Annotated in this window: 23 protein-coding genes and 1 pseudogene; 14 read left to right on the forward strand and 10 right to left on the reverse strand. The window is 72.8% G+C overall.

What is annotated here, in order from left to right; all coding sequences use genetic code 11:
• Positions 1-258 precede the first annotated feature (258 nt).
• From ACH01S_RS35035 to ACH01S_RS35050, 4 genes are all read left to right on the forward strand, one after another.
• The gene (locus ACH01S_RS35035) at positions 259-1,728 is read left to right on the forward strand and encodes a hemolysin family protein (protein ID WP_148344186.1); all 1,470 of its coding nucleotides are present in this window, start codon (positions 259-261) and stop codon (positions 1,726-1,728) included.
• Complete coding sequence (locus ACH01S_RS35040) at positions 1,716-2,732, forward strand: hemolysin family protein (RefSeq protein WP_067902236.1); 1,017 nt, start codon at positions 1,716-1,718, stop codon at positions 2,730-2,732. Before ACH01S_RS35035 ends, ACH01S_RS35040 begins: the two co-directional genes overlap by 13 nt.
• Before the next feature lie 173 nt (positions 2,733-2,905).
• A complete protein-coding gene (locus ACH01S_RS35045) occupies positions 2,906-3,868 on the forward strand; it encodes a cation diffusion facilitator family transporter (protein ID WP_246236516.1) in 963 nt (320 codons plus the stop codon).
• 65 nt (positions 3,869-3,933) lie between these two features.
• On the forward strand, positions 3,934-6,723 hold the full coding sequence (locus tag ACH01S_RS35050; protein ID WP_067902243.1) for a hypothetical protein: 2,790 nt from the start codon (positions 3,934-3,936) through the stop codon (positions 6,721-6,723).
• A 13-nt stretch (positions 6,724-6,736) separates the two neighbouring features.
• On the opposite strand, the gene ACH01S_RS35055 is transcribed toward ACH01S_RS35050, so the two are convergent.
• A complete protein-coding gene (locus ACH01S_RS35055) occupies positions 6,737-7,138 on the reverse strand; it encodes a phage holin family protein (RefSeq protein WP_148344185.1) in 402 nt (133 codons plus the stop codon).
• Between the two features lie 135 nt (positions 7,139-7,273).
• Positions 7,274-7,735 carry a hypothetical protein gene (locus ACH01S_RS35060; protein ID WP_067902250.1) on the reverse strand — a complete coding sequence of 154 codons (462 nt, stop codon included), beginning with the start codon at positions 7,733-7,735 and terminating at the stop codon, positions 7,274-7,276.
• Between the two features lie 213 nt (positions 7,736-7,948).
• Here ACH01S_RS35060 and ACH01S_RS35065 point away from each other — a divergent pair, with 213 nt between their 5' ends.
• Positions 7,949-8,608 (forward strand): HAD family hydrolase, encoded by a 660-nt coding sequence (locus ACH01S_RS35065; protein WP_067902253.1) that lies wholly within the window; start codon positions 7,949-7,951, stop codon positions 8,606-8,608.
• A 43-nt stretch (positions 8,609-8,651) separates the two neighbouring features.
• Positions 8,652-10,484, forward strand: coding sequence for a DNA helicase RecQ (gene recQ, locus ACH01S_RS35070; RefSeq protein ID WP_067902256.1), 1,833 nt, complete (start codon positions 8,652-8,654; stop codon positions 10,482-10,484).
• On the opposite strand, the gene ACH01S_RS35075 is transcribed toward recQ, so the two are convergent.
• Positions 10,478-10,966 (reverse strand): DinB family protein, encoded by a 489-nt coding sequence (locus ACH01S_RS35075; RefSeq protein ID WP_067902259.1) that lies wholly within the window; start codon positions 10,964-10,966, stop codon positions 10,478-10,480. The genes recQ and ACH01S_RS35075 overlap by 7 nt on opposite strands.
• Positions 10,967-11,982: 1,016 nt before the next feature.
• A complete protein-coding gene (locus ACH01S_RS35080; RefSeq protein WP_218010508.1) occupies positions 11,983-13,320 on the reverse strand; it encodes a flavin monoamine oxidase family protein in 1,338 nt (445 codons plus the stop codon).
• A gap of 57 nt (positions 13,321-13,377) precedes the next feature.
• On the opposite strand from ACH01S_RS35080, the gene ACH01S_RS35085 reads away from it, so the two are divergent.
• The 4 genes from ACH01S_RS35085 to ACH01S_RS35100 all read left to right on the forward strand — a co-directional run bounded on the left by ACH01S_RS35085 (position 13,378) and on the right by ACH01S_RS35100 (position 16,656).
• Positions 13,378-13,968: a TetR/AcrR family transcriptional regulator gene (locus ACH01S_RS35085; protein ID WP_067902263.1), complete on the forward strand. Its 591-nt coding sequence runs from the start codon at positions 13,378-13,380 to the stop codon at positions 13,966-13,968.
• Between the two features lie 91 nt (positions 13,969-14,059).
• A complete protein-coding gene (locus ACH01S_RS35090) occupies positions 14,060-14,572 on the forward strand; it encodes a DUF5666 domain-containing protein (RefSeq protein ID WP_067902265.1) in 513 nt (170 codons plus the stop codon).
• Positions 14,573-14,635: 63 nt separating this feature from the next.
• Positions 14,636-15,322 (forward strand): response regulator transcription factor, encoded by a 687-nt coding sequence (locus ACH01S_RS35095; protein WP_067902267.1) that lies wholly within the window; start codon positions 14,636-14,638, stop codon positions 15,320-15,322.
• Complete coding sequence (locus tag ACH01S_RS35100) at positions 15,319-16,656, forward strand: sensor histidine kinase (protein ID WP_067902270.1); 1,338 nt, start codon at positions 15,319-15,321, stop codon at positions 16,654-16,656. Before ACH01S_RS35095 ends, ACH01S_RS35100 begins: the two co-directional genes overlap by 4 nt.
• Here ACH01S_RS35100 and ACH01S_RS35105 read toward each other — a convergent pair.
• The 5 genes and pseudogenes from ACH01S_RS35105 to ACH01S_RS35120 form a co-directional block, all read right to left on the reverse strand.
• Complete coding sequence (locus ACH01S_RS35105; protein WP_148344184.1) at positions 16,634-16,951, reverse strand: hypothetical protein; 318 nt, start codon at positions 16,949-16,951, stop codon at positions 16,634-16,636. The two genes, ACH01S_RS35100 and ACH01S_RS35105, sit on opposite strands and share 23 nt — an antisense overlap.
• 122 nt (positions 16,952-17,073) lie before the next feature.
• Entirely contained in the window at positions 17,074-17,526 is a 453-nt protein-coding gene (locus ACH01S_RS35110; RefSeq protein ID WP_169809415.1) for an ATP-binding protein, read from the reverse strand.
• A 170-nt stretch (positions 17,527-17,696) separates the two neighbouring features.
• Complete coding sequence (locus tag ACH01S_RS46335) at positions 17,697-18,116, reverse strand: UTRA domain-containing protein (protein WP_246236562.1); 420 nt, start codon at positions 18,114-18,116, stop codon at positions 17,697-17,699.
• A gap of 84 nt (positions 18,117-18,200) precedes the next feature.
• Positions 18,201-18,407, reverse strand: a pseudogene (locus ACH01S_RS46340) (winged helix-turn-helix domain-containing protein); the annotation flags it as partial.
• A 5-nt stretch (positions 18,408-18,412) separates the two neighbouring features.
• Complete coding sequence (locus ACH01S_RS35120) at positions 18,413-18,943, reverse strand: GntR family transcriptional regulator (protein ID WP_067902286.1); 531 nt, start codon at positions 18,941-18,943, stop codon at positions 18,413-18,415.
• Positions 18,944-19,214: 271 nt separating this feature from the next.
• Between ACH01S_RS35120 and ACH01S_RS35125 the strand changes: the two genes are divergently transcribed.
• From ACH01S_RS35125 to ACH01S_RS35135, 3 genes are all read left to right on the forward strand, one after another.
• Entirely contained in the window at positions 19,215-19,637 is a 423-nt protein-coding gene (locus ACH01S_RS35125; protein ID WP_067902289.1) for a hypothetical protein, read from the forward strand.
• Positions 19,638-19,821: 184 nt separating this feature from the next.
• Complete coding sequence (locus ACH01S_RS35130) at positions 19,822-20,184, forward strand: hypothetical protein (RefSeq protein ID WP_148344182.1); 363 nt, start codon at positions 19,822-19,824, stop codon at positions 20,182-20,184.
• Positions 20,185-20,328: 144 nt separating this feature from the next.
• A complete protein-coding gene (locus ACH01S_RS35135; RefSeq protein WP_067902298.1) occupies positions 20,329-21,039 on the forward strand; it encodes an AfsR/SARP family transcriptional regulator in 711 nt (236 codons plus the stop codon).
• Positions 21,040-21,314: 275 nt separating this feature from the next.
• Here the strand turns inward: ACH01S_RS35135 and ACH01S_RS35140 are convergent, their stop codons facing one another.
• Positions 21,315-21,746, reverse strand: coding sequence for a hypothetical protein (locus ACH01S_RS35140; protein WP_067902305.1), 432 nt, complete (start codon positions 21,744-21,746; stop codon positions 21,315-21,317).
• Between the two features lie 476 nt (positions 21,747-22,222).
• Here ACH01S_RS35140 and ACH01S_RS35145 point away from each other — a divergent pair.
• Positions 22,223-24,648, forward strand: a 2,426-nt coding sequence (locus ACH01S_RS35145; protein WP_218010509.1) for an ATP-binding protein, incomplete at its 3' end; no start/stop codon positions are given.

Consider the following 24,648-nt stretch of genomic DNA (forward strand, 5'->3'; position numbering starts at 1 on the left):
CCGGTCCACTATCGGACGTACGCTCTCATACAAGTGTGATCCGTGACACCGAACCAGACAAGCACCATTCTGTCCCGATGATCCCGGATCTCGATCTCATCGCGATCGAATGGCCGGGCTCGGGGCCGCTCCGGAGGCCGACCCGTACCCTGTGCTCCGGGAACCTCGATTTCCGGGGTGACGTTACGACATTCGAGGCCGTTTTGAGAGGAGTGGTGAGTCCGCGGTGTCGGACCCCAGTGATAGACCCGGTGCCCCATGCTGAGCGCGACGCTCGGAGTACTCGCGGTGATCGTCCTCACCGCCGCCACCGGATACTTCGTCGCCCAGGAGTTCGCGTACGTCGCCGCCGACCGGGCGACGCTCGAACAGGCCGCCGCGCGGGGCGACACGTCCGCCCGGCGGGCCGTGAAGGTCATCGGGCGCCTGTCGTTCATGCTGTCGGGCGCGCAGCTCGGCATCACGATGACGACGCTGGTCGTCGGGTTCATCGCCAAGCCCGCCCTCGCCGAGCTGATCCGTCCGCTGCTGGACGTCCTCGGCGTCCCCGAGGGCGCGACCGGGGCGATCGCGCTGGCCACCGGGTTCGTGCTGGCCACGCTCATCCAGATGCTGCTCGGCGAGCTGTTCCCGAAGAACCTCGCGCTGGCGCGGGCCGAGCCGCTCGCCCGCGCGCTGGCCGCGTCCACCCTCGTCTACCTGACGGTCGCCGGGCCGGTGATCCGGCTGTTCGACCGCTCCGCCGAGCGGCTGCTGCGCGCGGTCGGCGTCGAGCCGGTCGAGGAGCTGCACGGCGGCGCGACGCTTGAGGAGCTCGGCGACATCATCGGCAAGTCGCGCGGCTCCGGGCACCTGCCCGCCGACCTGTCCGGGCTGCTGGAGCGGGCCGTCTCGTTCGGCGACCTCCGCGCGGACGAGGTCATGGTGCCGCGCCCCCAGGTGCGGACCCTGCCGGGCACCGCGCCCGTCGCCGACCTCGTCGCGCTGATCCGCGAGACCGGGCACAGCGCCTACCCGGTGTACGGGCAGGAGGTCGACGACGTCGTCGGCGTCGCGGGCGTCCGCGAGGTGGCCGACGACGCGCTCGACCCGGCCACCCCGGTCCGGGCGGTCGCGCGGCAGGCGCTGTTCGTCCCCGGCAGCCAGCCGCTGTACGGGGTCATCGAGCGGATGCGCGACTCCGGCGAGGAGTTCGCCTGCGTCGTGGACGAGTACGGCGGCCTCGCCGGGATCCTCACCTTCGAGGACGTCGCCGAGGAGCTGGTCGGGGAGATCGCCGACGAGACCGACGAGCGCGAGGACGCCCCGACGTCCGGCCCGGACGGCTCGTGGCTCGTCGACGCGGGCATGCGCATCGACGAGGTCGCCCGGCTCACCGGCCTCGACCTCCCGGACGACGGCCCCTACGACACGCTCGGCGGCCTCGTCATGGCCGAGCTGCGGCGGCTGCCGTCCGCCGGGGACCGCCTCACCGTCGAACCGGACGGGGGGCCGCCGGTCGAACTGGAGGTCGTCAGCGTGGCCCGCCGGGTCGCCGAGAAGATCCGCATCGTCCGGACCGTCCCCCTGACGCCGCCGCCCGAGCAGACCGGCGCGGCCGAGCGGGACGGGGCGGCCGAACGGGACGGGGCGGCCGAACGGGGCGGGGCGGCCGAACGGGGCGGGGCGGCCGAACGGGGCGGAGTCGCGGAGACCGAGGAGTCCGAGGAGGCGTCGTGGACCTCCTGACGCCGCTCGTCGTCACCGTCCTGCTGCTGGCCGGGAACGGGTTCTTCGTCGCGGCCGAGTTCGCGCTGGTCGCGGCCGGGCGTCCGCAACTGGAGCGGGCCGCCGCGAAGGGCAGCCGCCCGGCCGTCGCCGCGCTCGCCGGGGTCCGGGAGCTGTCGCTGATGCTCGCGGGCGCGCAGTTCGGCATCACGATGTGCTCGCTCGGCCTCGCGATCGTCACCGAGCCCGCGTTCGAGCACCTCCTCGAACCGCCGCTGCACGCGCTCGGCGTCCCGGAGGCGGGGTCGAAGGCCATCGCGCTCGGCTGCGCGCTCGCCGTGATCACCTTCCTGCACATGGTCGTCGGGGAGATGGCGCCGAAGTCGTGGGCGATCACGCACCCGGAGCGGTCGGCGCTGATCCTCGCGCTGCCGTTCCGGGCGTTCGCGAAGGTGTCCCGGCCGATCCTGGCGGCGCTGAACGCGGTCACCAACGCGCTGCTGCGGCTCATCCGCGTCACGCCGAAGGACGAGCTGGACGACCACACCGACCCGGCCCGGCTCAGCCACCTGGTCGGCGAGTCCCGGCGGCTCGGCCTGATCGGGCGGCACGACCACGAGCTGCTGCGGCGGGCGATCTCCGCGCGGGAGGCGACGGTCGGACGGCTCGTCGTGCCCGCCACGTCCGTCACCACGATCGGCGCGGACGCGACCGCCGCGCGGATCCGGCGGACCGCCACCGCGAGCGGCCACAACCGCATGCTCGTCCGCGACCTGGACGGCGCCATCTCGGGGATCGTGCACGTCCGAGCCGCGATCACCGAGCCGGACGGACGGCGGCGGGCCGGGGAACTGGCCCACCCGGCGCCCGTCCTGACGGCGGAGACGACCGTCCTGGACGCGGTCAGCCGCATGCGCCGCGCCCGCGCGCAGCTCGCCGTCGTCCACGACGCGGACGGCGAGTTCGCCGGGATCGTGACGCTGGACGACGTCCTCGCCGAGCTACTGGCCACCAACCCGCACTGACACAGCCTCCGTACCTGCGACGACACCGCAGGTGTCGAGGTGCTGCAACGCGTTTTCGGGGTCATCGTTGACTCATGGGCACCGACGGTCACGGACACGATCACGGGCATGGGCACGGGCATGGGCATGGGCACGGGGGGCGGGCTTCGTGGCGGGAGCGGATCGCGCACGCCGTGCGGCCGCATTCGCATGAGGCGGGCGACAAGGTCGATCCCGAGATGGAGGCGAGCGCGCAGGGCATGCGCGCCCTGTGGATCTCGCTCGCGGGCCTCGGCGCGACCACCGTCCTCCAGGCGGCGGTGGTCGCGTTCACCGGCTCGGTGGCGCTGCTCGGCGACACGCTGCACAACGCGGCGGACGCGCTGACGGCCGTCCCGCTCGGCATCGCGTTCGTCCTCGGACGGCGTCCGCCGACCCGCCGCTACACCTACGGGTACGGGCGCGCCGAGGACCTCGCGGGCGTGGTGATCGTCCTCGCCATCGCCGTGTCGGCGGTCGCGGCGGGGTTCGCGGCCGTCGAGCGGCTCGCCCGTCCACAGCCTGTGGACCACGTCGCGGCCGTCGCGGGCGCCGCGCTCGTCGGGTTCGCGGGCAACGAGCTGGTCGCCCGCTACCGCATCCGCGTCGGCCGCCGGATCGGCTCCGCCGCCCTCGTCGCGGACGGCCTGCACGCCCGCACGGACGGGTTCGCCTCCCTCGCCGTCCTGCTCGGCGCGGGCGGCGTCGCGCTGGGCGCGTCCTGGGCCGACCCGGCCGTCGGGCTGCTGATCACCGTCGCGATCCTGGCCGTCCTGCGGCAGACGGCCCGCGAGGTGTGGCGCCGCCTCATGGACGCGGTCGACCCGGCGCTGGTCGACCGCGCCGAGGCCGCGCTGCGCGCCACGCCCGGCGTCCTCGCCGTGGGGGACGTCCGGCTCCGCTGGATCGGGCACCGCCTGCGCGCCGAGTGCGACGTCGTCGTGGACCCGGGCTCGACCGTCGTCCACGCCCACCGGGTCGCCGTGGACGCGGAGCACAGCCTGCTGCACGCGCTGCCCCGGCTGTCCGGCGCCGTCGTCCACCCGGACCCCGAGGCCCGCGACGGTGAAGATCATCACGCGGTCCTGGCCGGGCACCGCCGATCCCGGGACATGTGAGACGTTAGTCCGGCGAAGAAGGGGAAATTAGGGCCCCGGGCGGACGATCTGGGACGGGATGACGCGTGAAGCAGCCATCAGAGACCAACGGGCCCGACGAGGAGACCGCGGGCGACGGGGAACCCGCGCCGGTGTACGTCCCCGAGTCGGAGGTCCCCACGGTCACCGTCCCCCTCCCCGACAAGGAGGACCCCGCCGTGGCACAGCCTCCGACGTCCGACACGGACGCCCCCGCAAGCGAGACCGTCCCCGACGTCCCCGCCCCGGACCCCGAACCGGCGGTCGCCCCCGAGCCCGTCCCCGAGGCGCAACCCGAGCCCGCCGCCCAGGCCCCTTCGGAGGCCGAGCCCGAACCCGCGCCCACGATCGAGCCCGAGATCGAAGCCGTGGTCGAGCCCGATGCCGAAGCCGTGGTCGAGCCGGAGGACGGGGTCGATCCTCGGGCCGGGTTCAGCACCATGCCCCTGCACGATGATCCGCCGGAGACGCCGCCGCTCGGGGAGCCCGTCGTCCAGGACGGGTGGGGCGGGCCCGAGCTGGTCGAGGACGTGTACCGGCCGCTGACCGAGTTCTACGAGCGGCTCGACGCACGCCTCAGGGAGGTGCCCGAGGACGTCCCGCCGGTCGGCTGGGCGCCGCACGTCGCCGCGCTCCAGGCGTTGCGGGACGGGCGGGTCGCGGGCGACTGGGAGGCCCTGGCCCGCTTTCTCGTCGCGCCCGGGACGCTGGACGGCGGGACGGCGGGGCCGCGCCTCGTCCGCGCCGAGCGGCCGGACGAGGTGGTCCGCGAGATCGTCAAGGAGCTCGCCGCGGCCGACGAGCGCGCCCTCCTGATCGCGCCCACGCCGGAGCGGGCCGCGGACCTGCTCCTGTCCCTGGAGGACGACCCCGAGGTCTTCTCGCTGAAGATCGAGACGCATCCGGCGACGGCGGAGTCCCCGTCCGTGGCGACGCAGGCCCTCCCGCCGCTGGACGAGCCGAGCGCGCCGGACCAGCCCGCCGTCCAGCCTCAGCCCGCCCGAGGGCCGGGCTCCACCGGGACGGTCGAGTTCAAGCCCGTGCCGTCCGCACCCGAGCCCGAGCCGGAGCCCAGCGAAGACGGGAGCGAGAGCGAGAGTTCGTCGGCCGTGACGCGGGTCGAGCCGCTCCCGGCGCTGCCCGTCACCGAGCCCGCCGCCCCCGAGGAGGGCCTGTCGGCGCCGGAGACCCGCGTGCGGACGGCCGCGCTCCGTCCGGTGGGACAGGCGTGGCGGCAGTCGTGGGACACCGAGACGCGCCTGCTCCGGCGCGGTCTCATGTGGCTCGAACAGTGGCCCAGGGACGCGGCGGCGTTGCGGGCCGTCCAGGACGAGAACCTGCGGCGCGCCGAGGCGCTGGAGGCCGAGCGCGCCGCGCTGACCGGCGCGATCGAGGAGTCGCGGAACGCGGCGGCCGCCGCCGGGCGGGCGGCGGAGGAGGCCGAGGCCGAGGCGGAGCGGCTCGTCACCGTCCAGGAGGAGGCCGAGGCGGAGCTGGCGGGTCCGCGCGCGGAGGCGGAGCGGCTCCAGGCGATCGCGGACGAGTCCGCCGCCGCGGCGAACGCGCTGACCCGGACCGCCGACGCCTCCTACGCGCGGTGCGTCCAGCTCGACGAGCGCGCGAAGACCGCGCAGGCGGAGCTGCAGGCGGCGCGGCAGGCGGAGGCGTCCCTGACCGACGAGCTGGCGCGGGCGCGGGAGGCGCTGCCCGGCGCGGCGGAGGAGGCGCACCGCCTCACGGCCGCCGACGCGGACGCGGCCGCCGAGGGCCACGCCGCGTACTACCGGCTGGTGTCGGCGGAGTCGGCGCTGTCCGGGGTGCGGCGCAAGATGACGCTCGGGCAGCGGCTGCACGTGTCGTCGCCGCCGGAGGAGCTGAGCGGCCTGCGCGCCGAGGTCAAGGCCCGGGCGCGGGAGGCCGACGAGGCCGCGCGGCGGGCGCGCGAGGCGAAGGAGGCGGCGGAGCACGCGGAGCGCGTCCGGCGCGGGCTGGCGTCGTTCGTGTCCGAGGGCGGGGCGAAACTGCGCGCGGCGCAGGAGGCGCAGGAGCGGCTCGGGACGGAGCTGACCTGGCTCGCGACGGAGCGGGAGACCGCGACGGCCGAGCATCGCGAACACGCCAGGGCGGCGTCGGAGGCCGTCGAGAAGGCCACCGAGGACGGCCTCGCGGCCCGTGCCGCGCAGCAGGCCGCGCACGCGATCCAGGAGAGGGTGAACGCGGCGCGGACGTCCCGGAACGAGGCGCTGGCGACGGCCCGCCAGGCGCGGGCGGACGCGGAGGCCGCCGCCAAGCAGGCCGCGGAGCGGGTGGCGGAGCTGGAGCGGCGCACCGCCGAGGCCGCCGAGGAGATGGCCGCCCGCGAGGCCGACCTGGAGACGGCGGCGCGGACGGAGGCCCGGTCGCGGGAGAACGTCGTCGCGACCTGCGGCGCGGACCCGGCCGACGACCCGGCGGCGGTCCCCGACCACCAGCGCCGGGCGATGGCGCGGATCGAGCAGCTCACCGGCTATCTGAACGGCGAGCGGACGGCGGAGGGCGACGTCCTGCTCCGCACCGCCGACCTGGTCGCCGGGACCCCGGTCGGCGTCGGCCTGGCGGTCGGCCCCGCCGACCCCGGCGAGGTGTTCGACACGCTGATCGTCGCGGACGCGGGCGCCGTCACGGACGCGGAGTTCCTGATCGGCGCGGTCCGGGCCCGCCGCTGGGTCCTGGTGAGCGCGCCCGGTCTGGCCCCGGTGGAGTACCGGGAGTACGCGGACGCGCCATCCGACAGGCCCGCGACCAGCCCGTTCGCGCGGGCCGAGGCCGCCGCGCCCGGCCTGGTCGAGGAGGGGTGACTAACGGAAGGGGTCAGTCGCGGTCGTCGTCGTCCTTCTTCCGCTTCTCGTCGGGGACGATCACGTGCAGCACCCAGCCGACGAGGCCGACGACGATCGCGCCCCAGAAGGCGGCCCAGAACCCGCCGACGTGGAACGGCAGCGACAGCTCCTCGGCCAGCTCGCTGGTGAGCCAGAGCAGCAGCGCGTTCACCACGAGCCCGATCAGCCCGAGCGTGAGCACGTAGAACGCGCAGCCGAGCGTCTTGATGACCGGTTTGATGATCGCGTTGACGAGACCGAAGATGACGGCGACGGCGATCAGGGTGAGGGCGCGCCGGCCGGCCGTGTCGCCTTCCACCGTGATGCCGTGGATCAGCACCGTGGCGACCCAGAGGGCGACCGCGGTGATGCCCACCTTGATGAGTATCCGCACACCACGATCATGCGGGGCGCGACCGCCGCTCGTCATCCCTCTACACGGCGATTCGTCCGAACAAGCCCGTCATCATCCAGAACGAGCCGGTTAGGCGGCACATGGGGGCCGCCCCGCACGGCGGCGCGGGGACGGTCAGTCGGCGCGGTCGAAGAAGGGGGAGCGGGCGGTGACCTGGGAGCGCGGCGCGGCGGGTGCGGCGGGTGCGGCGGCGGGCTCGCGCCGGCTCTGGGGCGGCGGCGCGGGCGCGCCCGGAGCCGGGGCCGGGCGCGGCTGCTGCCGGACGCGGGCCAGTTCCCGCTGGAGGCGGCGCTTCTCCATCTCCAGCGTCGTCAGCGACTCCTCGTGCTCCTCGCGCAGGTCGCGCAGGTCCCGGCGGTCGCGCAGGCGGCGGGCGGCGCCCATGAAGGTCATCATCATGCCGATCACGAAGACGGCGCCGATGCCCGCTCCGACGGCGAAGACCTGCCATTCCTCGCTCACCCCCGGCACGGTCCGGTCGAAGGCGACGAGGTCGGCGGATCCGGTGTTGTCGAGCACGACGCCGGCGCCGACGACGACCGCCGCCGCTACCAGCAGGAAACCGAGGAACACCATGGGCAGCTCTCCTCTGCTGTGACTCCGGAGGGGGTGCGGAGGGCCCCCACCATGCCAGACGAAAACTGGATCACGTAGTTTTGTCGGATAAATCCAGGTCAGAGGCCGTTAGTCCGATCCAATGCATAAGGTTCCATCCCGGTCGCCCCGGGTAATGATCTTTGCTGGAGCATCCCCGGACGCCACCGCCGCCGAGACCCGTGGAGGGACGCCATGCCCGTACAGGCCGTCGTGTTCGACCTGGACGGCGTCCTCATCGACTCGGAGCCGGTCTGGGAGGACGTGCGGCGCGGCTACGTCGCCGAGCGCGGCGGACGCTGGCTGCCCGACACCCAGGAACGGCTCATGGGCATGAGCACCGTCGAATGGGCCGCCTACATCGCCACCGACCTGGTGGACGGCGTCACCGCCGAAGAGGTCGCCTACCAGGTGATCGACCGGATGTCGGTCAAGTACGAGGAGAACCTCCCTGTCCTGCCCGGAGCGGTGGACGTCGTCCGCCGCATGGCGGAGTACCGTCCCCTGGGCCTTTCCAGTTCGTCCCCCCGCGCGCTCATCGAACTGGTGCTCGCCCAACTCGGAGTGGACGCGTTGTTCCGCGCGACGGTGTCCACCGAAGAGGTCGACAGCGGAAAACCCGCACCGGACGGATACCTGACCGTGGCCGCCCAACTGGAAGTGCCGAGCCGGGCCTGCGTCGCCGTCGAGGACTCCTCGAACGGCCTCCGCTCCGCGCACGCGGCGGGGATGACGGTGATCGCGGTCCCGCGTGCGGCGCACCCGCCCGCGTCCGACGCGCTCGACCTGGCCGCCCACGTCGCCGCCGGGCTGGACGAGATCACGCCCGAGCTGGTCGAGGTTGTCCACAGGTGACGATTGCCCGGACGGTGTCCGCGGCCGCTCATAGTATGAACCGGTGACCTCCCCCGAGAGCCTCGATGTCCTGCGGCGCGTGTTCGGCTACGACGCGTTCCGCGACGGCCAGCGCGAGATCGTCGACCACGTGGTCGGCGGCGGGGACGCGCTCGTCCTGATGCCGACCGGCGGCGGGAAGTCGCTGTGCTACCAGATCCCGGCGCTCGTCCGGAAGGGCACCGGGATCGTCATCTCCCCGCTCATCGCCCTCATGCAGGACCAGGTGGACGCCCTGCGCGCGCTCGGCGTCCTCGCGGGCTTCCTCAACTCCACGCAGGACTTCGAGGAGCGCCGCGTCACGGAGGCGCAGCTCGTCGCGGGCGAGCTCGACCTGCTCTACCTCGCGCCCGAGCGGCTCCGGCTGCCCGCCACCGTCGAGCTGCTCGACCGCGCCGACATCGCCCTGTTCGCGATCGACGAGGCGCACTGCGTGTCGCAGTGGGGGCACGACTTCCGTCCCGACTACCTGATGCTGTCCGGCCTGCACGAACGCTGGCCGGACGTGCCCCGCATCGCGCTCACCGCCACCGCCACCGAGGCGACCCGCCGCGAGATCGCGACCCGCCTCCAACTGGACGACGCGCGCCATTTCGTGGCGAGCTTCGACCGTCCCAACATCCAGTACCGCATCGAGCCGAAGACCGACGCCAAGCGCCAACTCCTGCGCCTCCTGCAGACCGAGCACAAGGGCGACGCCGGGATCGTCTACTGCCTTTCCCGCAACTCGGTCGAGAAGCACGCCGCGTTCCTCACCGAGAACGGCATCGAGGCCCTCCCCTACCACGCGGGCCTCGACGCGGAGACCCGCGCGTCCAACCAGGCCCGCTTCCTCCGCGAGGACGGTCTCGTCGTCGTCGCGACCATCGCGTTCGGGATGGGCATCGACAAGCCCGACGTGCGCTTCGTCGCCCACCTCGACCTGCCGAAGTCCGTCGAGGGCTACTACCAGGAGACGGGCCGCGCCGGACGCGACGGGCTGCCGTCCACCGCCTGGCTCGCCTACGGCCTCCAGGACGTCGTCAACCTGCGCAAGATGATCGACGGCGGCGAGGGCGACCCCGCGTTCCGCCGCCGCCAGACCGCCCACCTCGACTCCATGCTCGCCCTCTGCGAGACGGTCGAGTGCCGCCGCGTCCAACTGCTGAACTACTTCGGCCAGTCCGCCGAGCCGTGCGGCAACTGCGACACCTGCCTGACCCCGCCCGAGTCGTGGGACGCGACCGTCCCCGCCCAGAAGGTGCTGTCGGTGATCGTCCGGCTCGACCGCGAGCGCCGCCAGAAGTTCGGCGCCGGGCACATCATCGACATCCTGCTCGGCAAGAAGAGCGCCAAGGTCATCCAGTTCGACCACGACTCGCTGAAGCCGTTCGGCGTCGGCACCGAGCTACGCGAGACCGAATGGCGCGGCGTCGTCCGCCAGCTCCTCGCGCAAGGTCTGATCGCCGTCGAGAGCAACCACGGCACCCTCCTCCAGACCGACGCGAGCGCCGACGTCCTGCGCGGCGACCGCAAGGTGATGATGCGGCGCGAGGCCGACCGTCCCGCCACGAAGCCCGCCAAGGCCGCCAAGGACCGCCGGGCCCCCGCCGCCGACCTCCCGGCCGAGGCCCAGCCGATCTTCGAACGCCTGCGCGCCTGGCGCGCCGCGACCGCGAAGGAGCAGGGCGTCCCCGCCTACGTCATCTTCCACGACGCCACCCTCCGCGAGATCGCCACCGCCCTCCCCGCGACCCTCGCCGAACTGGGCCGCGTCAACGGCGTGGGCGAGAACAAACTCGCCAAGTACGGCGACCAAGTCCTGGAGACCCTGACGCCCCCAACCGAAGATCAGTGACCCGTTCCAGCCGCCGAAAGCTTCCCGACAGAGTCGGCGTAGTACGTCGACTCGGCCACGTGGAAGGCGATCTGCCGGATGGTCCAGCCCTCGCCGGGTGACCGGTCGAGCTGGTCCGCGCTGAGCGCACTCAGCCGGTCGGCCCAGATGCGGCCGAGGCGGGTGAGCCGACTGACGGCCTCGTCCAGGTCTTCCTGGGTGAAGGCCGCCAGATCGGCGGGAGTCGTGCTCGCCGACGCATGCCACCCATCGGGAACGGTAGGCCGCCCAGCGAGCCGCGCCTCAACCTCGGCCAGATGGTCGACGAGATGGTCGGCGACCCGCCGGATCGCCTTGTGCGGCGTGTAGAGCCGATCCCCCTCAGGCACCGGACGCCCGTCCCACCCGGTCCAGGTCGCCGCCAGGTCGAGCACATGCTCAACCATCCCCGTCACAACCCCCGCCGGTTCCCGATCATCAGTACTCGGAACCTCCTCGGACATCCACACCCTCCCTCAAAACCGCCCAACGGCCCCGCCCAGCGCAAGGCCGACAGCGCTCCCAGCCCCAAGCTAGATCGCGAACATCTCGACACCCACCGAACGATGCACGCCCAACCGCGCACACCACCTACGCACGGGCCACCGCACGACCGCCCGCGCACGAACCAGCACGCACACCGCTTACCCAAGAGCCACCATGCGCACCGCCCGCCCACGAACACCGCACCCACCACCCGCACGCGGGCACCCGCAGCACCGTCCACGCACGGGCACCACATGCACCACCGGGCACGGGCCACCACGTACACCGCCCGCACAGGCCACCACGCGCACCACTGCGCACGAACCACCGCGCACACCATCCGCGCACAAGCCACCGCACGCACCGCCCGTGCACGGGCACTCACGCACCGCCCGCGCACAAGCCACCGCGCACACCGTCCACGCACGGGCACCACATGCACCGCCGGGCACGGGCCACCGCGCACACCCCCCACACAAGCCACCGTGCACACACCCCCACGCACGAACTACCCGCACGTACCACCCGCGCACGAACCACGAGCTGGCACACGAACCACCGCACGCACCGCCAACGCACGAGCCACCGCACGCACCCGCGCACGGGCACCCGCGTGCACCGACCGCGCACGTGCCACCGCATGCACCGTCTACGCATGGGCACCGCATGCACCGCCCGCGCACGAACCACCACGCACGGGCCACCGCGCACACCCCTATGCACGGGCACTCGCGCACCGCCCGCGCACGCACCAGTCGCACACGAACCACCGCAGGCACCGCCTACGCACAGGTCACCGCATACACCGTCCACCCACGAGCCACCGCGCACCACCCGCACACAAGCCACCGTGCACACCACCCGCACACGAACCACGCGCGCACGCACCACCGCAGACACCGCGTACGCACGGGCCACCGCGTGCACTGCCCGCCCACGGGATCCCACGCACGCCGCCTGGAGGGGGTGAGCGGTTCTGGCTGTGGGTGGCGGGTTAGTGGGGGGCGGCTTCTTGGGCGGTGCGGTGGCCGGATTCGATCGCGCCGTCGATGTAGCCCGCCCAGCGGGTCGCGGTTTCGGTGCCCGCCCAGTGGAGTGGGCCGATCGGGGCGCGGAGGGATGGGCCGAAGCGGGTCAGTGTGCCGGGGGTGGCGAAGGCGCCGTAGCAGCCGCGTGAATACTCCTCGGCCGCCCAGTCCTTCTCCAGGTAGGCGACCGGGTTCTTGGCGCGCGGCCCGAAGTAGGACGCCAGGTCGGCGGTCACCTGGGCGCGGCGTTCGGCGGCGGTGAGGCGGGCGGCGACGTCGGCGTGGCGTCCCTCCAGGAAGCCGACGATCACGCCGGGGCCGCCGCTCTCCGGGGTGTTGTCGAAGGTGACGCCGAACGGGCGGCGGTCGCTGGTGACCTGTCCGCTGAAGCCGTCCGCGCGCCAGAACGGCTCGTCGTAGACGACGTTGACCTTGATGACGCGGCCCATCGGCATGCGCTGGACGAGCTGGTCGCGGTCCCCGGGCAGGCCGGGCGTGAACCGGATGCGGGCGGCGAGCGGCGGCGGGACGGCGACGATCGCGCGGCGCGCCCGGACCTCGGTGGTCGGCGTCCGTAGCCGGACGGTGCCGTCCGCCCATTCGATCTCCCAGACCGGCGCGTCCAGCACGACCCGGTCGCCCAGCTCGGCGGCGATCGCGAGGGCGATGCGCTGGGAGCCGCCGGAGACGCGGTCCTGCTGCGCGCCGCCGGTCGTCTCGATCAGCGGGTCGAGGCCGCCCGCGGACGCGATGTAGAACCCGGCCCACAGCGCGGACATGTCCCCGGCCTCGGCGGAGAACACCGCCTGCGTGATCAGCCGCATGAACGCGCGGCCCTTGCTCGTCCGCAGGTTGCGGCGGATCCACGTCTCGAACGTCTGCCCGTCGAGGCGGGCGGCGTGCCGGGCCGTCCAGGGCGCGTCGGCCGGGATGCCGCGCATGAGGCGGTCGACGCGCCACTGCCCCTGCGCGACGTCGGCGAGCGTCGCGGGTGAGAGTCGGGGAATCCGGCCCGTGTACTCGCCCCGACTGCTGCCGATCTCGGCGATATGGCGGCCCTCGTCGTAGGTCGGATACGTGGTGAGGCCGAGGTCGCGGATCAGCCCGAGCACCGCGTCCTGTCCGGGGCCGACCCACTGGCCGCCGACCTCGATCGGCTCGCCGCCGGGCAGTTCGCCGTTGAGCAGGCGTCCGCCGACCCGGTCCCGCGCTTCCAGGACGACGACGTCATGGCCCCGCCGGACGAGGTCGCGGGCGGCGACGAGTCCGGCCACGCCCGCTCCGACGATCGCGATTTCGGCCATGGTCCCCTCCATTCGCGGTGTATCTGACATACACCATGTATGTGTTATACATGCCGGATGAAGCAGGTCAAAGCCCGGCGGGAGCGGTATGTCGAGAGCACCCGCGCCGCCCTCCTCGACACCGGACGCCGGTTCTTCGCGGAGCGCGGCTTCGGCGGCGTCACGGCGGAGGAGGTCGTCCGGGCGGCCGGGCTGACCCGCGGAGCCCTGTACCACCACTTCGCCGGAAAGCAGGGCTTGTTCGAGGCCGTCTTCGAGGATCTCGAAGCGCGGGCCGCGTCCGGCATCACCGAGGCGATGGCGCGCGAGGACGCCCCGTGGGAGCGGGCGCGGGCGGGCGTCCGCGCCTTCCTGGAGATCTGCTCCGACCCCGAGTACCGGGAGATCGTCCTGCTCCAGGGGCCGATCGCGCTGGGGTGGGCGCGGTGGCGCGAACTCGACCAGCGGTACCTCGGCGCCCTTCTCGCGGACGGGCTGACCGCGCTCGTCGGCGACTCCGAGGCGCGTCCGATCGCCCTCACGACGGCGGCGTTCTACGGCGCGCTGACCGAACTGGCGCTGTCGGTCGCCGACGCCGACGATCCGGAACGGGCGCGCGACCAGGCACTTCGCCTGATCGAGGCCATGCTCGGCGGGCTGGACGGCTGACCCCGCGCGGCGACCGGCCCGCGGCGACTCTCAGGGATCTCTCAGGAAACCGCCTGGACTTCTGCCAGGCGCGCCCGGTTACCTGATCGCCATGCGAATCGACCGAAAGACGATCGCCGCCGGAGCCGGCGCGGGCGGGCTGCTCGGGCTCGGGCTGTACCTCGCCGTTCCGGCGTTCGCGGACGACCCGTCCCCGTCGTCCTCCCCGTCGGCGAAGCCGCACCACTGGGACAAGGGCCGCCCTGAGCAGGGCCGTCCGGACAAGGGCCGTCCGGGGCCGCACCGGTGGGGACGCGGCGGATTCGGCGGCGCCGGCGGGTTCGGCGGCGTGCACGGGGAGGCGACCGTCCAGCGCAAGGACGGCTTCCACCTCGTCGGCTGGCAGCGCGGCAAGATCACCGCCGTGTCGGGCGCGACGCTCACCGTGCGGAGCGACGACGGCGTGTCCTGGACGTGGACGACGAACGACAAGACGGTCGTCCGCAAGAACGCCGAGAAGGCGGAGCTGAAGTCCCTCGCGAACGGCGACCTGGTGATGGTCGTGGGCGAGCGGTCCGGCCAGACCCGCACCGCGCGCATGGTCCGCGTCCCGAAGGCCCGGTAAGTCGGGTTCGGCGGGTACCTTCGAAGCCACGACCTGGGCGGACGGCACGATCAGCGGGAGCCGATGAGCGAGAACCGGCGGGTCCTCGTCGTGGACGACGAGGCCAACATCCGCGACCTGATCGAGGTCGCGCTGCGCTTCCACGGCTTCGCGACCGGCACGGCGGCGACGGGGGCGGACGCCCTGCGCGCCGTCCGGACGGAGCGTCCCGACCTCGTCCTGCTGGACGTCATGCTCCCCGACCTGGACGGCTTCGAGGTGTGCCGGAGGCTGCGCGCGGACGGCGACCAGGTCCCGGTCATCTTCCTGACCGCGCGGGACACGCCGTCCGACACCGTCACAGGTCTCACGCTCGGCGGCGATGACTATGTCACCAAGCCGTTCTCCATCGAGGCGCTGGTCGCGCGCGTGCGGGCGGTGCTGCGCCGGGCGGCCCCGCCGTCCGCCGACAAGGAGGGCGAGGTGCTCCGCGTCGCCGACCTCGAACTGGACGAGGCGCATTGGCGTGTCCGCCGCGGGGGCGTGGACGTCGACCTCTCGCCCACCGAGTTCCGCCTCCTCGCATACCTGATGCGGCACGCCGGGATGGTGCTGTCGCGGTCCCAGCTCCTCACCGGCGTGTGGGGCTGGGACCAGGGGAATCCGCAGGTCGTCGAGACCTACATCAGCTACCTGCGGCGCAAGCTCGACCCGCTCGGCACTCCGCTCATCCACACCCAGCGCGGCGTCGGCTACGCGCTGCGGCCATGACGCTCAACGCCCGGCTGCTCGCGGGCCTGCTCGGCGTCACCTTCGCCGGGCTGGCGATCATGGGCCTGGTCAGCGCGCTCGTCCTGCGCGGCTACCTGATGAACCGCGTGGACGAGCAGCTCCAGGCCACCCGGGACCACGCGGTGACCCGGCTGCTGCGGCCCGGCCTGCCGGAGCAGGGCGTCGCCCCGGCGCGGTTCGTGGTGCTCGCGGTCTGGCCGGACGGGCGGGCGCGCGCGCTGAGCGGCGACCTGCCGTCCCCCGGACGGGCCGTCACGGAGGTCGAGCGCCTCGGCCGGGACGAGCTCGCCGCCCGCGCCCGCACCCTCGAACCGTTCTCCCTGCCGGGGCTGCGCGCCGTGGCGCGGCCCTGGCGGAACGGCGTCGTGGTCGTCGCGGCGCCGCTCAGCGAGATCCATTCGGCGGTGCGGAACCTCGTCCTGACGGAGGTCGCGACGGCCGCGCTGCTGCTCGCCGTGCTGATCGTGCTCGGCCGGTGGCTGATCGGCCGCGGCCTGCTGCCGCTCGGCCGGATGGCCGCGACCGCGCACGCGATCACGGTCGGCGGCGACCTGCGCGCCCGCATGCCGGACCCGGGACCGCGCACCGAGACGGCCCGGCTCGCCGCCGCGATCAACGTGATGCTGGAGCGGATCGAGCAGGCGTTCTGGGCGCGCAGCCGGTCCGAGGCCCGCGTCCGCGAGTTCGCCGCCGACGCCTCGCACGAGCTGCGCACCCCGCTGACGACGATCCAGGGCTACGCCGAGCTGTACCGGCACGGCGCGCTCGGGCCGGACGAGCTGCCCGACGCCATGCGCCGCATCGAGGGCGAGGCCGCCCGGATGAGCAAGCTGGTCAGCGACCTGCTGGAGCTGGCCCGGCTGGACCGCGGGGCGTCGCTGCGCCCCGCGCCGACCGACCTCGTCGCCCTGGCCCGCGACGCGATGGCCGACGCCGCCGCCGCGGAGCCCGCGCGCCCCCTCGTCCTGGACGCCCCGGAGACGCTCATCGCAGACGTGGACGAAGCACGCATCCGGCAGATCCTGGCGAACCTGCTGGCGAACGTCCGCGCGCACACCCCGCCCGGCACCCCCGCGACGATCCGCCTGGCGCCGGGCGTCATCGAGGTGAGCGACGAGGGGCCGGGCATGTCTCCCGCCGACGCCGCCCGTGCGTTCGAACGTTTCCACCGAGCCGAACAGGGCGCGACAGGCGCGGGCCTCGGCCTCCCGATCGTCGCCGCCATAGCCGCCGCCCACGGCGGCCGCGCCGAACTGTTCTCAGCCCCGTCCCAAGGAACAACCGTCCGCGTCACACTCGGCCTTCCGCACTAACGCCCTCGGCCGGGGTCATGCGGTGTCGCAAGATGAGATCCAGCGCGGTGGCCGCCGACGTGGCGTCCCCGCAGGGGGAGACGAATCCGCCGCGCCCGTCTCCCGCCTCGAAGTAGGCCCACGCCCGTCCCGGCACGGCCCGCACGGTCACCACGGCCCCGACCTTGTCGACGGCTCCGTCCCAGCACACCCACAGCAACGGCACGGGGAACCGGAACTCCTCCCGGTCATAGAGCCCGACGCACCGCCACCCCATCGGCAAGAGCGCGACCCGCAGCGCCTCCAACCTGCGCACCGCCGCGTCATGACCCAGGCACGTCCGACAATCCAGGACGACCCGCCACCGCCCGACAACCCCGCGCAAACCCAACCCGTCCACACCCTTCGCTCTGGCCGCCTTCGTCCGACGCGGCCGGATCACACCGCACACCGCGCCCAGACCCACTTGCCGCTCGGCTCGGTCGGGCTCACCCCATACGCGGTCGCGAGCGCCTCCACGATCGGCAGCCCGCGCCCGCCCGTCCCGTCGTCATGCCCGGGGTCCAGAGCCGCCGCATCGGGAGCGGTATCACCGGCCACCACGCCCAGCGGACGCTTGATCGTCGGCCTGCCGTCCGAGGAGTCCCACACCGCGAGCAGCACCCCGCCCGCCACCCGCGTGAACTGCACCCGGATCGAGCCACCGTCCGGCGCGTGCACGACCGCATTCGAGACCAGCTCACTGGCGATCAACGTGACGTCGTCCCGCAACCCCGCCAGCCCCCACGCGGCAAGCCGCAGCTCAACCAGCACCCGCACCCGCCCCGGAGCCGTCCGCGCTGCCAGGAAGGTCTCATCCAGGGGCCCGGCGGCCACCACGTCGGCACTCACCGGACCGATCCCAACGACCTCACCGGACCTCCCGTTGCGTCGAACGAAACCACTGCGATCACCTCCGGTCGTCTCGCGCGGAGTTGACTTTAATGGATATCGCGATAAGCATTCAAGTGCTCCCCGTGAACTAGTGATCGCAGAACGTGATCGACGTGTCGCCTGGGAGGTCAGACGGGCTGGCGGTAGGTCAGCTCGTACAGGTGTGAGCCCTTGACCAGGACTGAGACCTCTACTGGACGGTCGTCGTGGGAGAAGGCGACCCGGAACTGGCGGATCACTGGGACGTCCGGCAGCGCCAGGAGGTCGACCTCCTCGCTCGTCGGCATCCGCGCGGACACGGCGTCCACGAAGTGCTGGAGCTCGTATCCGAGTGCGGCCAGAACGCGGTGCGCCCCGCCGGGGATCCTCTTCGATCCGGCGAGCGCGGTAGCGCTCGCCAGTTCGAGCGGGTAGTACGACCAATCGACCTCGACGGGCCGTCCGCCGTGGCGCAGCAACCGCCGGCGCAGCAGCACATGCCCGCCCGCGTCGAGGTTGAGCGCCTCGGCCACCTCGTTCGGCGCCGGGACCTCCCCGACGTGCAGCAACTCGTAGGAATATCCTCCAGGAGAGGGTGCGAAATAGGCCCCGACCTCCACCCTGAACGGCTGGCGGTCGCGAACGTACACACCCTTGCCTTGACGGCTCGTCAAATAGCCCTCGGCTTTGAGTACCGCCAGAGCCTTCTGGACGGTCGTGTTAGAGACACCGAACTCTGTGACCAGATGCGCCGTGGAAGGCAGTTGAGTGCCCGGCACGAGGTCTCCAGCCATGATCCGGGCCCGCAGTTCCGCCGCCATCTGCTCGTACGGAGGACGGTCATCCGCTCGCCGCGTCATCGCACTCACCCCGCAATCAGCCGGTACCGCAGACGGCGCCCCTCAGCGACCATCACCATGACGGACACCTCGAAGACCACGCCTTCGGCGTCCAGGCAAGTACGCGACAGGACGATCACCGGCGTCCCCGCGGGCAGGTTCAATTCGGCGGCCTCATCGGCCGTGGCGTTCCGGAAGGCGATGTCCTCCCGAGCCTCGTGCACCGAATGGCCGAGGTTCGCGAGCAGGGTCACGGCCCCGCCTTTGATCTTCCCCATGGCGGCGAGTGCGGTGCCATCAGCTATTTCGACCGGGTACCAGGAGTCGGTCAGCTCGACGGGCCGTCCATCGAGGAGCATCGTTCTGCGCCGGACAACGGCCGGACGTCCAGCGGGCAACCCCAGGGCCGAGGCCACGTTCGGTGGTGGGACCTCTGTCGTCACCTCCCGCAACCGCTGCGTGCCGACTCGTCCAGCCTGCGCGGCCTCCTCGGTCCACGCATCAACCTCGCCTTCCCGCCTGGGCGACAGGTACGGCAGCGAACTCACGACCCACATGACACTCGACCCCTTCCCGTCCTCCACTTATCGCGAAAACCATTATGGACGCCAACGGCCCGCAGCCGGTTCGTTCCACAGCGGGGCGGAGGTTGACCGGACCCTGCCCGCGCTGCATGCCACCGGTTACCGGGTGGACGCCGAGTTCTGGACGGGCGCGAAGCCGTGCTGCCCGCCGAACCCGTGCACGGTCGCCGTGACGCCCGTCGTCCCGCCCCGGTCGTAGGCGGCGGCCGCGAGCGGGTCTGCCAGCGAGGAGCGTGGCTGATCAATGGCTCGGATCGCGCCGGACGCGGCGAAGCGCCCGGCGGCGCCGCCGACGCACTTCCACTGCTACCGCTGGGCGGGCGGCGGCCGGGAGTGGGAGCGGCTCGGGAGTACCGACTCGCTCGACCTGAACTCGCCTGATCGGCCGCCGGTGCGGACCGCCGACTGGCTGATCAAGTCGCCCAGGTTCGTTGTGGCGACCTTCGTCGAGCCGGAGGCGGCCGGGAACTGGCTGATCGGCGAATGGGAGCACGCGTGCGAGAAGGCCATGTACCCGATCCCGGAGTGGGTGCGGGGCAGCGACGGGCGGACGAGGCGAACGCTGAGGGCGATCGAAACGGGGTGCTGGCCGTCTTATGGCCAATGGCTCACCGGCGGGACAATCGTGTTCCTGTCCGTCGTCGGCACGCCCGAGCAATGTCACTGACCGCGCAGGTCCACCTCAGCACCGAGTACGCGCGTCCCTGATCTTGGCTTGCGGGACGAATGCGGGTTCGTGGGGGCGTTATTTGGTTTGGTGTTCGATAGGTTTTGGGGCCATGCAGCCTCCGATGGGAACGCCTCCTATTCCTTATGCGGGGTACCACGCCGGGCCGCGCCGGGTCCTCGTCATGAACCTGCGTCGCGGCCTGGTCTCGGGTTCCTCGGTCACCGTCAATATCGACGGGAACGACTATCCGCGGCGCTGGGGACGGACGGCATTCGAGATACCGGGGGACCGCCCGGTCTCGGTGGCGGTCTTCCAGAGTTTGCGGGGCCGCCAGGCGGGGCTTGCCACGACGGTGCTGGCGCCCGGGGCCCCATCGGAATTGGAGTACCGCGGTCCGGCCCACCTGGCGATGGCCGGTGAACTCGGCCTGCCCGGCACCGTGCGCCAGCGCGGCCTGGCGATTCAATCCGTGCTGCTCGGCTGCCTGGGTTTGGTCCTGATCTTCCTCTTGCTCTTCTTCGTCTTCATCCTCACAAGCGTGTAAGCGCGGGCAGAGGGCGGTCGGAATTTCCAGTGGCGGGGTGTGCCGCCGGGATGACATTCTCAGAGGACCGGCGGGAAGCAGCGATGGACGCCGGGAGCCCCGCGCCGTGGAGATCGATCGACCGCGACGGCAGGAAGGCTGAGCATGCACGATCCCGACCAAGTCACGATCCAACTCCTCCCCCATTTCGCGTGCCGTCCGGCGGGCCGTGAGATCGGCGCGGAGGAGACCGTCAGCAAACTGATCATTCACCTCGCGCTGGAGACCGGCAGCCTGTCGCGGCAGGTCGTCGCCGCGCGCCTCTGGCCCGATCTGGACCCGGTCGGCTCCGCCAAGCGGCTGCGCCAACTGCTCTGGCGCATGCGGCCCGAAGCGCGGTCCATGCTCGTCATCGGCGCGGACTCGCTGCGGCTGGCCGAGGACGTGACCGTCGACTACCACGCGGCGAAGAGCCTGGCCCAGCACATCGTCCACGCCGACCCGGGCGAGCTGCGCGACATCGACCCGGTGATCGTGCGCCTGCTGAGCACCGAGCTGCTCCGCGACGGCTACGACGAGGAGGTCCTCGGCGAACGCGACCGCTGGAACCGGCTCCGCCTGCTCGCCCTCGAAAGGCTGGCCACGACGGCGCTGGAGCTCGGCGACACCGAGAACGCCATCATCCTCGCCACGCTGGGGACGCAGGTGGACGACCTCGCCGAGATCCCGCAGCGCGTCCTCGTCCAGGCCCATCTGCGGCGCGGCGACACGGTCACCGCCTACCGCACCTTCCTCGACTACGGCAGCGTGGTGCGGCGGGAACTGGGCGTGGAGCCGGGCCCGGCCCTCCAGGAGCTGGTCTCCGGCCTCCGCTGACCCCGCCGCCCGCACGACGGCGTGTTATTCGAATTGCGTTCCGCTCGGCGGCGCCGATGGACGGGCGTGTCCGGCCGTCGGCGGGCACTTCGACAATGATCAAGGTCGCTCCCTTTCCGCGGACGCTCGGGTTGTCGCGATCGGTTCATCTCCAGGTGAAGAAAGCACCGGATGGGGCGCCCTCGGGAGGGGCGCCCCATCCGGTCGTCGATATCGGCTGGGATAGTTCGGCGGGAAGCGCCTGTCAGGGCGAGATCAGATCAGCGGAAGACCCGTCACCGGACCGCGCGGAAGTAGGTGTAAACCAGGCGCAGCCTGAGGCCCGTCCCGACGAGCTTCTTGATGTTCTTGGGGACCCGCTTGTTCCAGGTCGCCTTGAACGAACCGAATCCCTTCTTGGCCGCCTTCTTCAGCGCCAGGTAGGTGGCGAACCGCTTCTTGAGCTCCTTGATCACCCTGTCGAGCCAGGCGGGCGCCTTCCCGGTGGCGATGGCTCGCTGGAGCTCGGCCTGCTGGGCCGGGGTGACCGGCGAACCCTGCGGCGCGGCCGGGACCGCGGCCGCCGGCGCGCCGACCTGCTGCACCGCGGCGGGAGTGCGGGCGCCCTGGACGGTGGCGGCGGAGGCCGCGGGACCGGCCACACCCAGCCCGAGGGCGGCCGCCAGCGTCACTCCGGCCGTGCGCGTGGCGAGAGACGTCTTGCTCATGCGTGCTCCTTTCCGTTGGCGGCGGTTCGGCCGCCAAAGCCCTGTCCGGACCATGGGAGGAACTCAAACAGCGGGCTGTCTTCGCGGCGTCTCACGCCCGTCGCGAGAACGGCTCGGGGCATCTCCGCGCCGTCTCGTCCAGCGGGTCGGAGACGCTTTCGCCGAACGCATAATTCGATCATGAAAAATGGCCGACTTCGGCCCGGATGAGCCCGTGACCCGCGTCCGCCCGCTGCCAAATCACAGACCGGAACGCTCCATTCAGCGATGTCGGCGCGGCGCTTGTGGATGAGGCTCGGACGCCCTCACAGACGCCACCGAAAAGAGCGTTCACCGTCGAGTAATGTGGCAAGTCAAAGACCCCGCCCTGACCGTGAAAGCCGAGCCGACAGTGAGGTTCACGAATGTGGAAGACGGGCCGGGAGTCCGCGTATCCGCGACGTCCGCTGGTGGGGAACAAGGACGCACTCCGCACGATGCGCGAGGTACTGGACGGCTCCGCCGGCGGCGAATTCCGCGTTCTCACCCTGGCCGGGGAACCGGGGATGGGCAAGACCCGGCTGCTGGGCGAGCTCGCCTCCGCGGCCGCCGGGCGCGGGCTGCCGGTGATGTCCGGAAGGGCCTCCGAGTTCGAGCAGGAAATGCCCTTCGGGGTGTTCGTGGACGCCTTGGACGACGCGATCGAGGAGAAACTCCCCGAGCTGGTCTCCGAACTCCGCCCGGGCGTCGTGGGCCAGCTCGCGATGGTGTTCCCGGCGATGTCGGCGGCGCCGGACGGTCCCGGCGACGGCCTCGCGGCCGACGACCAGGGCGGTCCGGCCGGGCTGGTGCGCTACCGGCTCTACAGCGCCGTCCGCGATCTCATCGAGCGGCTGGCGCTGCCGGGCGGCCTCGTCCTCGCCCTCGACGACATGCACTGGGCCGACGCGTCCTCGGTGGAGCTGCTGAACCACCTTGTCCGCCACCCCCCGAGCACGGGGGTCCTCATCGCCGTCGCGTACCGTCCCGCGCAGGTCGGGCCCGCGCTGGCGACTCCGCTCCGCGCCGCGGCCGAGCACGGACCGGGCATCACCCTCGCGCCGCTCACCCTCGACGAGGTGGCCGAGCTGCTCGGACCTGACGTCGGCCGCACGCGCTGCGAGGCCCTGTACAAGGCCAGCGGAGGCAATCCCTTCTACCTCGACGCGCTGGTCCGGATGGCGTCGGCCGGGGAGCACGACGAGCCGCCGCATGACGTCCAGACCACGATCCAGGCGGAGCTGAACGGGCTGTCGGACTCGTCGTCCCTGGTCGCGCAGGCGGCCGCGATCGTCGCCGACGAGTTCGAGCCCGCCCTCGTCGCCGTGGCCGCGGGCACCACCGCCGAGGAGACCCTCACCGCGCTCGACCGGCTCGTCGCCCGCGACGTCGTCCGGCAGTCCGCGGGCGGCCTCCGGTTCCGGTTCCGCCATCCGCTGATCCGCCACGTCATCTACGGCTCCACCCCGCCCGGCCGCCGGTCGGCGGCGCACGGGCGCGTCGGCGCCCACCTCGCCGCGCTCGGCGCTCCCGCCGCGCAGCTCGCCCACCACGTCGAGCGTTCGGCGAGCCGGGGCGACCGCGCCGCCGCCGGGACGCTGGTCGACGCCGCCCGCACCGTGGCCCTCCAAGCCCCGCACACGGCCGCCGGATGGTTCACGTCCGCGCTGCGGCTCATGCCGCATGACGAGCCCGAACGGCTGACGCTCATGCTGGAGCTCGCCGAGCTCCAGTCCGTCACCGGGTGCCTGGAGGAGGGCCGGAACACCGCCACCGAGCTGCTCGGACTGCTCCCGCCCGACGACTACGACCGCCGGTCGGTCGCCGTCCGGTTCTGCGCCATCGCGCACCGGCTGCTGGGCAGCGTGGAGCAGGGCCGCGCCCTGCTCGTCCACGAGCTGGCGGCGATCCCCGACCAGGAGTCCGCGGCGGCGGTCCGGCTGCGGGTGCGGCTGATCAGCGACACCCTGCTCAGGCTCGACCGCCGGCGGGCCGTGGGCGAGATCGACCGGGTCCCCGAACCCCGGAGCGGCTGGCCCCCGAGCCTGGCCCTCGCCCTGAAGGCGATCCAGCCGATGGGCGCCTACGTGAGCGGCGACGTCGACGCGGCCCTCGCGGGCGTGCGGGCCGCGGACGAGGCCGTGGCCGCCGCCCCGGACGAGGAACTCGTCGACTGCCTCGACTCCCTGGCCTGGCTCGCCTGGACCGAATGCCTGATGGGCCTGCACGCGGGCGCGGTCCGCCGGGTCGACCGGCTGATGGCCGTGGCGCGGGGCACCGGCCGGCAGTACATCGTCCCGGTGGCGCTCGCCGCGAAGACGCGGGCCTACGCCAGGCTCGGCAGGCTGGACGACGCGGCCAACACCGTCAGGGAGGCCGTCGAGTCGGCCTGGCTGCTGGGCTCGTCCCACCAGTCGGCCTTCGTCCACACCGAGCAGTGCCTCGTCGATCACTGGACGGGCGACGTCAAGGCGGCGCTCGCCAGCGGCCGGGAGGCGATCCGGACGTCGGGCGGAAGCCGCGAATGGGTGAGCGGCCAGGCCGACTACGCCTACGGCCTGGCGCTGGCCGACGCGGACCGGCCGGACGAGGCGCGGGACCGGCTCCTCGCCGCGTGCAACTCCCCCGGACCGCCTGTCTCCGACCCCAACACGCTGCTGCGCTGCGCCGAGCGGCTGGCCGCGCTGGACGCGGCGGGCGGGCGCCACGAGGAGGCGGCGCGGTGGGCCGCCGAAGCCGAGCGGCACGCCCACCCCGCCCTGCCGGGCACGGTCGGGCTCGCCGCCCTGGCCCGCGCGCACGCCCTGGAGCACGCCGATCCCCGCGCGGCCGCGGCGCGGGCGCGCGCGGCGGCCGAGTCGCTGGCCGGGGCGGGCTGGCGGCT

It is taken from the genome of Actinomadura chibensis NBRC 106107, assembly GCF_001552135.1.
Lineage (GTDB): Bacteria > Actinomycetota > Actinomycetes > Streptosporangiales > Streptosporangiaceae > Spirillospora > Spirillospora chibensis.